Origin of the sequence: Rubrivivax gelatinosus, assembly GCF_004340905.1 — a bacterium.
Lineage (GTDB): Bacteria > Pseudomonadota > Gammaproteobacteria > Burkholderiales > Burkholderiaceae_C > Rubrivivax > Rubrivivax gelatinosus.
In genome coordinates this window covers 337,437-349,857 of record NZ_SLXD01000001.1, presented here as the reverse complement: position 1 = coordinate 349,857, position 12,421 = coordinate 337,437, and the positions used below count along the sequence as shown (strand labels likewise).

Sequence of the window (12,421 nt, the reverse complement as noted above, 5' to 3'; positions counted from 1 at the left end):
GGCGAGCAGGCGGCGAAACCCAGGGCCGCGAGGCCCGCGGCCAGCACCACGCCGACGCCGCTAGGGCGCCGGCGCACGATGCCGCAGGACTTCCTCCAGACCATGTTGTTGCGTGCCGAACCGGCCTCCCTCGGCGATCGTGCCCGGGTTCCAGCTGTCCAGGCGCGCGCCGAGGTAAATGCGCGCCAGCGGGTTGCCCAGGTCCACGGAGCGGCCGACCGACGCCGGGAACTGGCGCAGCCGGTCCAGCCCCAGCGCGTCGGCATAACGTGTCGGCACCGGGCCTCCGTTCAGGAAGCTCATGATGTCACCCGTCGTGCGGTAGTTGGTGACCTGGCCCTCGGCGAAGTGCAGCGAATAACCTTCACGCGTCTCGTCGGCGACGCCGGCGGCGTTGAAGGTGGTGGCCGGCACGCCGGCGCGCCCGGCGGCCGTGGCCGCCAGGCCGCCGCCCAGCGAGTGGCCGGTGGTCTCCAGACGGCCGGCGGGCACGACGCGCGCCACCTCCATCGCTGCGATCGCCGCCGCCGAGTGCTGCAGCGAGCCCAGCCCCATGCCTTGGGCCAGGTTGTCGTCGGCGTCGCCCGCGCGCTTCAGCGCCCAGTCGTCGGTGCCGCGGAAGGCCAGCACCCAGGCGCCGTCGTCCAGGCGGAACAGCGCCGCCTCGAAGCCGATCGCCGGCTTGTGCAGCAGCGCCGGGTCCAGCCCCAGCGCCTGCAGCTGCGCGTCGCCCAGGCGCGTGGCGCCGGCCGGTGCGCTGCTGCGGTCGTAGACAGCTTGCGACAGCTCGGCCATGCGCGTGGCGTGTGCGTCCATCGGCGTGGCGCGGAACACGAGGTCGGCGGCCTGCACGTCGCCCGGGGCGACGGCGCGCACCGCGGCGTCGAACACGCGGTCGCCCAGCGCGCGCACGGTCGCGCCGTCGGCACCGCCGGCGAAGCTTTGTTCCATGCGCGCGGCGGTCTGCATCAGCGCACGGAACGTGCCGTGGTCCGACTTTGCCGTGTGCCAGCCGTTGATCAGGCCCCAGTCCTGCTCGGTGTCGGTGGCGGCGAGCATCACGGCGTCGAGCGCACCGGGCTCGCGCGCCAGGGTCTCGAAGGCGGCCCGCGCCGACGCCGGATCGTCGCCGAAGGACGCGACGACCGAGGCGATGGCGCGCGCCTCGGCATCGCCCAGGCGGCGCTGGCCGTCGAACTCCAGCAGGCCGCCGACCGCGTGCTGCGGCTGGTCGGTCGTTCGGCCGGCCAGCGCCTGCACGTAGTCCAGCTTGGCTTGTGGCGAGGCGTGGCGCGCCACCGCCGTGCCCAGTTCGGTCACCGGCTCGAAGCCGCCGCTGGCGGCCTCGGTGCCGGCCAGGGCCCGCGACAGCGCGGCCAGCGAGTCGCCGTCCAGGTCTTGCGCCATCGCCTGGAAAAAGTCGGCACGCTGGTCGGCCGTCAGCCCGGGGCCGACCCAGGAGCGGTCCATCACCTCCTGCGCCAGCCGGTCCAGCCGGCCCGTGGCGGCCATGCGGTCGACGACGGCGTCGGCATCACGCGCCGGCAGCGCCCCGATCAGCTCGGTGGCCTGGCGCACCTCGTCGCGGCTGACCCAGCCCAGGCCCGAGGCGTCGAGCAGGCGGTCGAGCTGGCGCAGCGCCGTGTCCACCACCGGCGAAGGCGGCGGCGACGGCACGCGTGCGGGTTGGCGGCCGATGTCGTTCATGGGCGGTCCTCCGATCGCGGCGCAGCTTAGGAAGCCGGCGGCGCGCTCGCCACCTGGGATCGTGACCAGGGGGAGGCCGTCAGCGCAGCACCAGGCCGTCGTCGCCCAGCGTCAGCCGGTCGACGTCGCCCTTCAGGAACTGCTGCAGATAGCCCCGCGCCGCGTCGCGGCTGCTCTTCGCGAGCGCGGCGTCTGGCCGGGCCTTCAGCCCCATCTGCGTCGTCGCCATGAACATGCCGATGATGGCCAGCTGTTCGTAGGCCTCGCGCCGCTCGCGCGCCGGCACCGAGGCGAAGCCGGGCTGCGAGGCCATCACCCGGCGCATCTGCGCGACCAGGGTGGCGAAATGGCGGTCGGGGAAGTCCTCGCCGCGCATTGCCATCCAGCAGCCGGCGACGAAGGCCGCGGCGGCGCCGCCGAGGTCGCCCGTCTCGATGCCGAAGCGGCGTTCGATGTCGCCATAGGACCGCAGCAGCGTCGCGAACGTCGACTCGGCCTGCGCCCGCCCGGCGGGCGGGTAGCCGGCGGCCAGCAGGCTGGGGGTTCGGGTCGGACCGTCGGCCCGGGTGACGAGGTTGACGACGGCGTCGCGGCTCGGTGCGGGCGGCGTGTCGGCTGCCTTGGCGGCGGCATTGCGCTGGCGCGCGTTCTCGACGATGCGGTACTGGATGGACTGGTAGTACCAGGACGAGTCCAGCACGCCGAGGTTGTCGATGTTGTACATCGGGCCGTAGGCGGCCGCGAAAGCCGGCCAGGCCAGCACGAGGCAGGCGGCGGCGTGCACGAGCCATCGTCGGGGGGAAAGCGGCATGGGCACGACGGGGTCGTTCAACGCTGGGACAGACCGTCGGCCGTGATCTGCAGGCGGTCCAGGTCGCCGGGGATCACCGTCGCGAGGTAGCGGCGTGCGGCGGTGACGCTGTGTTCGCGCAGGCCGTCGTCGGGCTGCTGCGCCAGGGCCATCTGCGTGGCGGCCATGAACATGCCGACGATGGCCAGCTGTTCGTAGCTGCGGCGCAGCTCCACCGGGTCCAGGCGCCGATAGGCCGGGTCGCGTGCGACGGCTTCGCGCATCTGGCGCACGAGTGCCGCGAAGTGGGCGTCGGGAGAAGGCTGCTGGCGCATCGCCATCAGGTTGCCGGCGATGAAGGCGGCGAGCGCGCCGCCGATGTCGCCGCGGCGGATGCCGAAACGATCCTCGATCTCCCGGTACTTCGCGAGCAGTGTCTCGAAGGTTCGTGCGGCCTGTTCGCGCTGTGCTGCTGGATAGGCCTGCGCCATCTCGCGGGCGGCCGTCGTGCTGGCGCGCTCGACGGTTGGCAGCGGTGCCGGGGTCTTGGCCCTGGCCTTCGCGGACTGCTCGACGAGCTGCATCTGAATGCGGTTCATCCGGTACTGGAAGTCCAGCCCGGCGAGGTTGTCCAGGCCGTAGCAGCACCAGTAGGCGTGGGCGGACTGGGCCACGAAGAGGGTGGCTGCGCATAGCGCGTGACCCAGTGCTCGAAGGCTCATGTGACGCTGTTCCGCCCGGGACCGAGGATGTTCCGACTGCCTCCGGCGCTGGTAACCGCGTTCCGGTGCAGGCGTTTGCCCTGTCTTGATGGAAGGCGAAAGCCTGCCCATCGGGCGGCCAGACTGGCCGCCACCAAGGCAGCCGCGGCCAGCGCCCATCCGATCACGCGGCTGAGAGAGTCCATTTGCTTCCTCATGTCTGGCGTCCTAGGGACTCGCGGCGAGCCGCCTTCTGCCGGGCCCGAGGTTCGTCGTCTCGGGTGTCAGTCGTGCGAAAAGCCACAGCGCGTGCCCGGAAGACAGCGGTGCCGTGGACGGCGTCGCTTGAGGTACCTGCGCGCTCAGCGCGTCCACCCTAGAAGGTCGCAGCCGAGCGTCGCCGCCTGGCCCTCGTCGTCGGTGACGGCGATCGGTCGGACCGACGCGTGATCAAGGGTGACCTCGCGCGCGGTCGCCGGCGCCGTGTGCAGTTCGCAGCTGCCGGCACCGACGCAGGCGGTCCCGGTGCACACGTTGGCCGGGTCCCAGTCGAAGGCGAAAGACCGGCCGTCGGGCGCCCACACCGCGTAGGACGTCAGGCCCGTTCGGGTCAGCCGTTGGAGTCCGGTCCCGTCGGCGCCGGCAATCCACAGATCGGTCTCCGCCGGATCGCCGCTGGCGTTGAAGCGCATCCAGCGGGTGACGATGCGGCTGCCGGTTGGGTCGCTCCACAGTCCGCGCAGCGTCCACCCCGGCACCGACAGTGTGCCGACAGCGCTGTCCTGCTGGCCCACGATGGCGACGTGGACGGCGCCGGTGGGTTCCGCGGAGATCACGCGGCCGTCGGGCAGCCAGTCGGCCGCGGCGCGGGTGGGCCATCGCTGCAAGGTCCGCCGCGCCGGCAAGTCGATCGCCGTGACGACGCCGTCGCCCGCGATGGCGCTGCTCGCCCACACCAGCAGCAGGTCGCCCAACCGCAGGGGAGACGGGCGGACCTTGCTGACGTAGCCGTTGAGCACGGCCTGGTGCACGACGCGGCCGTCCGAGTTCGACTTGATCGAGACTTGGCTGGTGTCGGCGCTGAGGTCGTGCTCGAGTGTCACGTAGTGCGAACCGTCGGGCGTCGGCACCGCGTCCTTGACCGCATCGACGTGCCGAGTGCGCGCGCCGTCCGGCGACGACACGTACAGACCCGTGCCGTCGCCGAGCGGGAAGAAGTTGTGCCACAAGCGACCGGACGCCGCCTCGCCTCCGCCGCCTCCGTTGTTGGCGCTGTCGTGAGAGCCTGCGCCGTCTCCGCAGGCGGCCAAGCCGGCCATGGCGATGAGGGTGGCGCCGAGCGCCCAGCGAAGAATGCACCCGTATGGTCTGGTTCCGTTGGCCATCGTTGGGTGTCGTTCGTTCCGGGATGCAGACCGCGGGCAGGCGGTGCGTGCCTTCAGCGCAGCACCAGTCCGTCGTCGCCCAGCGTCAGCCGATCGACGTCGCCCTTGAGGAACTGCTGCAGATAGCCCCGCGCCGCCTCGCGGCTGCTCTTCGCGAGCGCGGCGTCGGGCCTGGACTTCAGCCCCATCTGCGTCGTCGCCATGAACATGCCGATGATGGCCAGCTGTTCGTAGGCTTCGCGCCGCTCGCGTGCCGGCACCGAGGCGAAGCCGGGCTGCGAGGCCATCACCCGGCGCATCTGCGCGACCAGGGTGGCGAAGTGGTGGTCGGGGAAGTCCTCGCCGCGCATCGCCATCCAGCAGCCGGCGACGAAGGCCGCGGCGGCGCCGCCGAGGTCGCCCGGCTCGATGCCGAAGCGGCGTTCGATGTCGCCATAGGACCGCAGCAGCGTCGCGAACGTCGACTCGGCCTGCGCCCGCCCGGCGGGCGGGTAGCCGGCGGCCAGGCGGCTGGGGATCCGGGTCGGACCGTCGGCCCGGGTGACGAGCTTGACGACGGCGTCGCGGCTGGGTGCGGGCGGCGTGTCGGCCGCCTTGGCGGCCGCATTGCGTTGGCGCGCGTTCTCGACGATGCGGTACTGGATCGACTGGTAGTACCAGGACGAGTCCAGCACGCCGAGGTTGCCGATGTTGTACATCGGGCCGTAGGCGGCCGCGAAGGCCGGCCAGGCCAGCACGAGGCAGGCGGCGGCGTGCGCGAGCCATCGTCGGGGGGAAAGCGGCATCGGCATGACGGGGTCGTTCAACGCTGGGACAGACCGTCGGCCGTGATCTGCAGGCGGTCCAGGTCGCCGGGGATCACCGTCGCGAGGTAGCGGCGCGCGGCCGTGACGCTGCGTTCGCGCAGGCCGTCGTCGGGCTGCTGCGCCAGGGCCATCTGCGTGGCGGCCATGAACATGCCGACGATGGCCAGCTGTTCGTAGCTGCGGCGCAGCTCCACCGGGTCCAGGCGTCGGTAGGCCGGGTCGCTTGCGACGGCTTCGCGCATCTGGCGCACGAGCGCCGCGAAGTGGGCGTCGGGAAAAGGCTGCTGGCGCATCGCCATCAGGTTGCCGGCGACGAAGGCGGCGAGCGCGCCGCCGATGTCGCCGCGGCGGATGCCGAAACGATCCTCGATCTCGCCGTACTTCGTCAGCAGCGTCTCGAACAGCGCGGCGGCCTGTTCGCGCTGTGCGGCCGGATAGGCCTGCGCCATCTCGCGGGCGGCCGTCTGGCGGGCGCGCGCCTCGGTCGGCAACGGTGCCGGCGATGCCTTGCGCGCGCGCTGGCCGGCGCGCTCGGCGTTGCGCATCTGGATGCGGCTGAGCTTGTACGAGAAGTCCAGCGCCGCGAGGTTGCCGACATCGGCCGTGCCCCAGTAGGCCTGGGCCGGCGCGGCGGCGACGAGGCTTGCGCAAGCCAGCGCGATCAGGAAACGTCCGTGCATCGGTGTGGGCCTCGTCGTCGTGCCGGCTGTGCGCACGACGCGGGCTCTTTCTCCCTTGACGGTCGCGAGCTTCCGACACCCCGCCGCAACCGGCACCTGGGATCGTCCCCAGTGCGTCTGTCACCGGATGCGCCGGCGCCTTGCGCCCTACGGCGCCGGCCCGGCTAGGAGCGATCACAGGTTACGCGGCGCCAGGGGCTCCGGTTGAATCCGCCCCATCGTGTACGGCATCACACGAGCCCTGCACCGATGCCGCGGGAGCGGGCCGCAGGACGCGAGCCCCGACCCGCAACCCGTCAACACTTCTGGAGGATTCCGATCATGGGTGGAGCACTGAGCAACGTCTTCGGCGGCGGCAACATCCTCGGCCTGGTGATGAACATCGCGTCGATGGTCTTCCCGCCGATGGCGCTGGCCACTTCGCTGGCCAACCTCGTGACGCAGGCCGTCGGCCAGGCCGTCATGTCCGCGGTCACGCAGCTGGTCGCCTCGGGCATGCCCAAGTTCCTCGGCGAGGCGATCTCGCAGATGGTGCAGAACGTCGTCTCGAACCTCACGCAGTCCAGCGACGAGCAGGCCGACGGCGCCGTGGCGTCCAACTTCAGCGGCGACATCAAGAGCCTGACCGAAGAGCTGACCGAGGCGATCGTCAAGAACGCCCAGGCGTTGATGGCGCAGGACAAGGGCGACGGCAAGTCCAGCGCCGGCAAGAGCGGCAAGAAGTCCGCGACGAGCTGGCTGGAAGCCATCGCGCTGGCGATGGGCGAGGCCGCCGGCAACAAGGCCGCGAAGATGGTCGAGCTGAGCAACAAGCTCGCCGACCTGTCCTCCGCCGGCGGTTCCGAGAAGGCCCAGCAACAGGCCGCCAAGGAAATGAACTCGGTCAACGCGCAATTCCAGGCGACCTCGCAGGAATACAACATGCTGCAGACCGCCTTCTCCACGGCCATCAAGGCCATCGGTGAAGGCCTGTCGGCGATGGCCCGCAAGCAGTAAGCGCGGCTCGCGGCCGACACGAAGGAGGGGCGGGGCTCTCGGGCTTCCGCCCCTTTTTCTTGGGATGCGGTGACGCTCTGTCACCTTGTGAGACTGACAAACGGAGCCGTCCCCGCTTCAATCGCGGCGTCAGATCTGGTCTTGAACCGTCGTCATCGGCGCCTGGCGCCCATCCGCCCATGCATCTCGTCCGTCGAACGCTGGCGCTCGCCGCCGTGCTGTGCCTGGTCCAGTCTCCGGTGCACGCCCAGATGTACAGCCCCGGCTACGCCGTCACCGGCGCGCCGATGTCCAACTTCCTGTCCTCCAGCTACCTGACGCAGAGCGTCGTCAACGACCTGTCGACGCCCAAGCGTGCGCAGGCGGCGCTGGCCGGCGCAGGCCGCAGCAAGGACGGCGCGGGTGCGCTGACGGTGTCCACGCGCGGCCCGGCGACGATGCCGGCCAAGCTGGCGGCGCATTACCCGGCGGGCCAGCAGGCGAAGGCGAAGGCCTTGTTCGAGGATCTGCTGGTGCGCTACCGCGGCATCGAAAAGCAGTTCGACATCCCGCACGGCGATCTGGGCGGCGCGCTCGCGTCGTTCCTCGTCGCCAGCTGGATGGGGCTGCACAACCGTTCGTTCCCCGACGAGCGTTTCCCGCCGGTGGTGGCGCAGATGCGTTCGCTGCTGGCGGCCCAGCCCGAACTCGCCGACGCGCCGATGCTCGACCGGCGCGAGATGTACGAGCAGATGGCCATCCTCGGCATGCTGATGGCCGGCACGCAGATGGCGTTGCAGCAGCAACCCGACGCTGCCACCGAGCAGCGCATGCGCGAGGCCGCGCGGGGTTATCTGCGCCAGTTCTTCAAGGCCGACGCCGAGCGCGTCTCCTTCGGGCCGGGCGGCCTGCAACTCGACTGATCCGTGACGCCGCTGGCGGCCCGCCCCGTCAGGCGGGTGGCCGGCGTGTGCCTGTTCAGCCACTCCAGGGAGATAGAACAATGCTTGAAAGCAGCCTCACGCCTCGTTCCCCCGCGCCGACCGGACGCGCACGGCGCCCCCGTTGGCGCCTGGCGATCGCCGCACTCCTGACGGCCGCGCTGACCGCCTGCGGCGGTGGTGGTGGCGGAGGGGGAGGCGACGACGACAGCGGCTCCGGTGGATCCGGTGGTGCGTCCGAACTCTCCGGCCGCCTCTGGCACAGCAACTACGCGCTGGACTTCCTCGACGGCACGCAGATCGCCGACCTCGGCGGCGCAGCGCCGACGCTGGTCGACGCCGACAAGGTGGCCCGCCCCTGGCCCGACGGCTCGCAGTACGCCATCTACAACTACGACGACGAGCGCGACGGCGACACCGTGCTGCGCATCAAGCGCACCAGCGATGGCACGACGCTGTACTCGGCCGTGATCAGCGGCTATGCCGCCGACCTGCGTCCATCGCCGGCCAACAAGGCGGTGCTGCTGGTGTCGCAGGCCGAGGACTACACCAGTTCGCTGAGCGCCACCGACTACGTCTTCGTCGATCTGGCCAACCTGCGCGAGCTCGACCGCATCTCGGGTGTCGGCACCGTCGTCGACTGGCTGCCCGACGGGCGCTACCTGCACCTGGCCGCCGACGGCACGCTGTCGGTCGGCCAGGTCGGCGGCAGCCGCAGCACGGTGGCGAAGTTGAACCTCGGTGGCCGCAGCCTCGTCGACCTCTCCGTCGACCCGCTGGGCCTGCGCTACCTGGTCACGCTGGTGTCCTACACCGGCGCGGGCAACGTCGACGACCTGGACCTGTGGGTCGGCGGCGTCGACGGCAGCGCGCTCGAGCGGCTCACCGCCACCGGCCTGACGTCCTACGGCCGCTGGTCGCCCGACGGCGAGCGTGTCGCCTTCGACGTCGATACCGGGCTGGTCTGCAGCGGCTCGTCGTGCATGGGCACCTGCGAGATCTGGTACGCGCCGGCCAGCGGCCGCAACCTGAACCCTCTGCCGGCAGCGCCCGGCGCCGCGGCGATGTTCAAGGTCCGCAACCGCAGCAGCAGCGCCCGTGACCACACGCTGGGCTGCGAACTGCTCGGCTGGACACGCTGAGACGGCGAGGCGCGCGCCGCCCCGCCGTCTCACGCCACCAGCGTGTCGGCGACGTCGACGCTGCGCGACACCGCCATGCGCAGCAGGTGCATCGCGTTGCGCGCCTGCATGCGCTCCATCAGGCACTTGCGGTGGAACTCCACCGTCTTGCCGCTGAGCCCGATCTCCCAGGCGATCTGCTTGCTCAGCTTGCCGGCGACGATGCCCTGCAGCACCTGGCGCTGGCGCGGCGACAGCGACTCCAGCCGGCGCTGGTACTCGCGCCGGCCGGCCTCGGCCGGGTCGGGCTCGGGCAGGCGCGGCGTCGGCGGCGGCACGGCGCCGTCGCCCGGCGGCAGCGCGAACAGCGAGGCCACCTGGCAGCGTGCCCAGGCCGACTCGGCGAGCGCGAAGGCGCGCTCCAGCGCCTGCTCCAGCGCGTCGTCGGCGAACGGCTTCTCCAGCATCGTCACCGCACCCTTCTGCATCGCGGCCACGGCCAGCGGCACGTCGCCGTGGCCGGTCATGTAGACCACCGGCAACGGCGGCGCCGCCGGCGGCGCGGCGGGCGGCTCGGCCGCCGGGTCCAGGCGCAGCGTCAGGCCGCGGTCGGCCAGGCGGTCGTGCAGGTCCAGGCCGCTGAGGCCCGGCATGCGCACGTCCAGCAGCAGGCAGGCGCGGTGCAGCTCGTCGGGGCGCTCGGCGGCCAGGCGGTCCAGCGCGTCCAGCGCCGTCTGCGCATCGCCGAAGTCGTGCACGCGGTAGCCGGCGCCGCTGAGCCACCACTGGGCGCTGCTGCGGAACTCGGCGTTGTCGTCGACCAGGTAGACGGTGCGGGCAGGACGTGGGGTCATCGTGGGGCTCCCGGAAGAAACGAAGGGGTCTGGATACGGGGCGCGGGGTCTTCGCGTTCGGCGGCGGCTTCGAGCGCGCGCCGCCAGGCGGCCAGCGCGTCGCGGCCGGCTTCGTCGGCGGTCTGGCGCCGCGACAGCGCCTCGCGCCAGGCGGCGCGGGCGCGGTCGAGCCGGCGGTCGGCCGCGTCCAGCGCCTCCTGCTCGTCGAGCAGCGCGTACTCGGCGCGTTCGGCGGCTTCGTCCAGCGCTGCGCGTCGGGCTTCGGCGCAGGCCTGCCAGCGGGGCGCGACGGCGCCGCCGTTGCGCGCGGCGAGCAGTGCCTTCAGCGCCTGGCGGCGGGCGTCGAACTCGGCCTCGGCGGCGCGCACCGCGGCCAGCGCCTGCTGCTGGGCGCGCTGGGCCTCGGCGCGTTCGCGCTGCGCACGTTCGGCGCGCAGCGCCCGCAGGCGCTGCAGCTGGCGCGCCTGCTCGCGGCGTTGGCGCTCGTCGTTCATGCCAGCACCTCCTGCAGCCGGGCCAGCGCCTCGGCGGGTGGCGTGTGCTCGTCGGGCGCCTGGCGCAGCAGCGCTTCGAGCCGCGGCATGCGCTCGATCGCGCGGTCGGCGAGCGCGTCGCTGCCGGCCTGGTACTCGCCCACCTGCAGCAGGAAGCGGATCTCGGCGTAGCGCGCGAGCAGCGCCCGCAGCTCGCGCGCCGCGGCCTGCTGCGCGGCGTCGGTCACACGCGGGAAGACGCGGCTGGCGCTGGCCAGCAGGTCGATCGCCGGATAGTGGCCGGCGGCGCCCAGCGCGCGGCTGAGCACGACGTGGCCGTCGAGGATGGAGCGCACTTCCTCGGCCACCGGGTCGCTGCCGTCTTCGTCCTCGGCGAGCACGGTGTAGAAGGCGGTGATCGCGCCCTGGGCGTCGTGGCCGGCGCGTTCGAACAGCCGCGGCAGCTCGGCGAAGACGCTGGGCGGGTAGCCGCGGCGCACCGCCGGCTCGCCGACCGACAGGCCGATCTCGCGCAGCGCGCGGGCATAGCGCGTGACGCTGTCCATCATCAGCAGCACGTGCGCGCCGCCGGCCCGAAAGCCTTCGGCGATGGCGGTCGCGGTCTCGGCGGCGCGCGCGCGTTCCATCGCCGGGCGGTCGGAGGTGGCGACGACGACGACCGAACGCGCCAGGCCTTCGGCGCCCAGGCTGTCGTCGATGAACTCGCGCACTTCGCGGCCGCGTTCGCCGACCAGCGCGATGACGTTCAGGTCGGCCTGCGCGCCGCGCGCCAGCATCGCCAGCAGCGTGCTCTTGCCGCCGCCGGCCATCGCGAAGACGCCGACGCGCTGGCCGATGCCGACGGTCAGCGCGAGGTCGATGGCGCGCACGCCGGTGGCCAGCGCCTGGTCGACCGGGCGCCTGGCCAGCGGGTTGGGGCTGGCGTTGCGCAGCGGCCAGCCGGCCAGGCCCGGCGGCAGCGGCCGGCCGTCCAGCGGCTCGCCGAAGGCGTCGAGCACGCGGCCCAGCAGCCCGCGGCCGCAGGGCACACGCGCCTGCTGCTCCAGCAGCTCGACCTCGGCGCCCAGCGCGACGCCGCGCAGCTCGCCCAGCGGCGCCAGCATCGCGCAGCCGTCGGCCAGGCCGACGACCTCGGCACGCAGCGGCGCCAGCTGCGGATGGCGCGGGTCGACGATGCGGCACTGCTGGCCCAGGTGCGCCGGCAGCCCGGTGGCGCGCAGCATGGTGCCGACGGCCTGCACGACGCGCCCGCGTGCGGCCACCGGCTGCAGCTCGGCCAGCGCACGCTGCAGGCCGGCGTCGGGCCAGGCGGGCGGCGCGTTCATCGCGCCACCACCTGCTGCAGCGCGGCCTGCACACGCTGCAGCTGCGTCTCCAGCCCGGCGAGCAGGCGCCCGCCCGGGGTGTCGAGCTCGCAGTCCAGCGGTGCCAGGCGATCGTCGGCGCGGCAGCGCAGCGCGGCGCCCTCGGCGTCCAGCCGCGCCTGCACCGGCACCACCAGCGCCGGGTGCAGGCGCAGCACGTGGCCTTCGCCGCGGCCGGACTCGTCGGCCTGGGCCAGCACCTGCCGCGCCAGCGCGGCGACCACTTCGTCGGCCGGCAGCGACGCGGCGACACGGCGCAGCACCAGCAGCGCCAGCGCGACGACGCGCTGCTCCAGCGCGGCCATCGTCTCGTCGTGGCGATGGGCCAGGGCGTCGGCCTGCCCGGCGAGCTGCGCCGCGGCCTGCTCCTGCACGTCGGCCAGCGCTTCGGCGCGGCCGGCGGCGAAGCCGGCGGCATGGCCCGCGTGTTCGGCCGCGGCGATGCGCTCGGACTCGGCGGCGTGCAGGGCCGCCAGCGACTCGGCCAGCGCCACCGCGTCGGCGAAGGCGGCGGCCTCGTGCGGCGGCAGCAGCAGGGCGTCGGTCGTCAGGCTCAGCTGCGGCTGCAGGTGCACGGCCATCCAGCTCATCGGGGCACCCTGC

13 protein-coding genes are annotated in these 12,421 nt (G+C 72.9%); 3 read left to right on the top strand and 10 right to left on the bottom strand.

Annotated elements, in window-relative coordinates; translation table 11 throughout:
* Window positions 1-60: 60 nt before the first annotated feature.
* The 6 genes from EV684_RS01690 to EV684_RS01665 all read right to left on the bottom strand — a co-directional run bounded on the left by EV684_RS01690 (window position 61) and on the right by EV684_RS01665 (window position 6,069).
* Window positions 61-1,707: an Mbeg1-like protein gene (locus EV684_RS01690; RefSeq protein WP_132644463.1), complete on the bottom strand. Its 1,647-nt coding sequence runs from the start codon at window positions 1,705-1,707 to the stop codon at window positions 61-63.
* A gap of 79 nt (window positions 1,708-1,786) precedes the next feature.
* Window positions 1,787-2,518, bottom strand: coding sequence for a DUF6683 family protein (locus EV684_RS01685; RefSeq protein ID WP_207184547.1), 732 nt, complete (start codon window positions 2,516-2,518; stop codon window positions 1,787-1,789).
* Between the two features lie 17 nt (window positions 2,519-2,535).
* Window positions 2,536-3,171, bottom strand: coding sequence for a DUF6683 family protein (locus EV684_RS01680; protein WP_243651010.1), 636 nt, complete (start codon window positions 3,169-3,171; stop codon window positions 2,536-2,538).
* 389 nt (window positions 3,172-3,560) lie between these two features.
* Window positions 3,561-4,583, bottom strand: a complete 1,023-nt coding sequence (locus tag EV684_RS01675; RefSeq protein WP_132644461.1) for a TolB-like translocation protein — start codon at window positions 4,581-4,583, stop codon at window positions 3,561-3,563.
* Window positions 4,584-4,636: 53 nt separating this feature from the next.
* Entirely contained in the window at window positions 4,637-5,368 is a 732-nt protein-coding gene (locus EV684_RS01670; protein WP_207184551.1) for a DUF6683 family protein, read from the bottom strand.
* 17 nt (window positions 5,369-5,385) lie between these two features.
* Window positions 5,386-6,069 carry a DUF6683 family protein gene (locus EV684_RS01665; protein WP_132644460.1) on the bottom strand — a complete coding sequence of 228 codons (684 nt, stop codon included), beginning with the start codon at window positions 6,067-6,069 and terminating at the stop codon, window positions 5,386-5,388.
* Between the two features lie 321 nt (window positions 6,070-6,390).
* On the opposite strand from EV684_RS01665, the gene EV684_RS01660 reads away from it, so the two are divergent.
* The 3 genes from EV684_RS01660 to EV684_RS01650 all read left to right on the top strand — a co-directional run bounded on the left by EV684_RS01660 (window position 6,391) and on the right by EV684_RS01650 (window position 9,127).
* Window positions 6,391-7,065 carry a hypothetical protein gene (locus EV684_RS01660; protein ID WP_132644459.1) on the top strand — a complete coding sequence of 225 codons (675 nt, stop codon included), beginning with the start codon at window positions 6,391-6,393 and terminating at the stop codon, window positions 7,063-7,065.
* Window positions 7,066-7,244: 179 nt separating this feature from the next.
* Entirely contained in the window at window positions 7,245-7,967 is a 723-nt protein-coding gene (locus tag EV684_RS01655) for a DUF6683 family protein (protein ID WP_132644458.1), read from the top strand.
* 80 nt (window positions 7,968-8,047) lie between these two features.
* Window positions 8,048-9,127 (top strand): TolB-like translocation protein, encoded by a 1,080-nt coding sequence (locus tag EV684_RS01650; protein WP_132644457.1) that lies wholly within the window; start codon window positions 8,048-8,050, stop codon window positions 9,125-9,127.
* Window positions 9,128-9,156: 29 nt separating this feature from the next.
* Here EV684_RS01650 and EV684_RS01645 read toward each other — a convergent pair whose 3' ends face one another.
* Genes EV684_RS01645 through EV684_RS01630 form a run of 4 tightly spaced genes read right to left on the bottom strand, consistent with a single transcriptional unit; the run spans window position 9,157 to window position 12,408 of the window.
* Entirely contained in the window at window positions 9,157-9,960 is an 804-nt protein-coding gene (locus EV684_RS01645; RefSeq protein WP_132644456.1) for a response regulator transcription factor, read from the bottom strand.
* Window positions 9,957-10,454 carry a hypothetical protein gene (locus EV684_RS01640; RefSeq protein WP_132644455.1) on the bottom strand — a complete coding sequence of 166 codons (498 nt, stop codon included), beginning with the start codon at window positions 10,452-10,454 and terminating at the stop codon, window positions 9,957-9,959. The genes EV684_RS01645 and EV684_RS01640 overlap by 4 nt, the downstream gene beginning before the upstream one ends.
* Entirely contained in the window at window positions 10,451-11,779 is a 1,329-nt protein-coding gene (locus EV684_RS01635; RefSeq protein ID WP_132644454.1) for a FliI/YscN family ATPase, read from the bottom strand. The genes EV684_RS01640 and EV684_RS01635 overlap by 4 nt, the downstream gene beginning before the upstream one ends.
* Window positions 11,776-12,408, bottom strand: a complete 633-nt coding sequence (locus EV684_RS01630) for a FliH/SctL family protein (protein ID WP_132644453.1) — start codon at window positions 12,406-12,408, stop codon at window positions 11,776-11,778. Before EV684_RS01630 ends, EV684_RS01635 begins: the two co-directional genes overlap by 4 nt.
* Between the last annotated feature and the right edge of the window lie 13 nt (window positions 12,409-12,421).

Excerpts from the sequence above, each read along its gene's own strand:
- EV684_RS01690 (WP_132644463.1), bottom strand. The coding sequence starts at position 1,707 with ATGAACGACATCGGCCGCCAACCCGCACGCGTGCCGTCGCCGCCGCCT.
- EV684_RS01685 (WP_207184547.1), bottom strand. The coding sequence starts at position 2,518 with ATGCCGCTTTCCCCCCGACGATGGCTCGTGCACGCCGCCGCCTGCCTC.
- EV684_RS01675 (WP_132644461.1), bottom strand. The coding sequence starts at position 4,583 with ATGGCCAACGGAACCAGACCATACGGGTGCATTCTTCGCTGGGCGCTC.
- EV684_RS01670 (WP_207184551.1), bottom strand. The coding sequence starts at position 5,368 with ATGCCGCTTTCCCCCCGACGATGGCTCGCGCACGCCGCCGCCTGCCTC.
- EV684_RS01665 (WP_132644460.1), bottom strand. The coding sequence starts at position 6,069 with ATGCACGGACGTTTCCTGATCGCGCTGGCTTGCGCAAGCCTCGTCGCC.
- EV684_RS01660 (WP_132644459.1), top strand. The coding sequence starts at position 6,391 with ATGGGTGGAGCACTGAGCAACGTCTTCGGCGGCGGCAACATCCTCGGC.
- EV684_RS01655 (WP_132644458.1), top strand. The coding sequence starts at position 7,245 with ATGCATCTCGTCCGTCGAACGCTGGCGCTCGCCGCCGTGCTGTGCCTG.
- EV684_RS01650 (WP_132644457.1), top strand. The coding sequence starts at position 8,048 with ATGCTTGAAAGCAGCCTCACGCCTCGTTCCCCCGCGCCGACCGGACGC.
- EV684_RS01645 (WP_132644456.1), bottom strand. The coding sequence starts at position 9,960 with ATGACCCCACGTCCTGCCCGCACCGTCTACCTGGTCGACGACAACGCC.
- EV684_RS01640 (WP_132644455.1), bottom strand. The coding sequence starts at position 10,454 with ATGAACGACGAGCGCCAACGCCGCGAGCAGGCGCGCCAGCTGCAGCGC.
- EV684_RS01635 (WP_132644454.1), bottom strand. The coding sequence starts at position 11,779 with ATGAACGCGCCGCCCGCCTGGCCCGACGCCGGCCTGCAGCGTGCGCTG.
- EV684_RS01630 (WP_132644453.1), bottom strand. The coding sequence starts at position 12,408 with ATGAGCTGGATGGCCGTGCACCTGCAGCCGCAGCTGAGCCTGACGACC.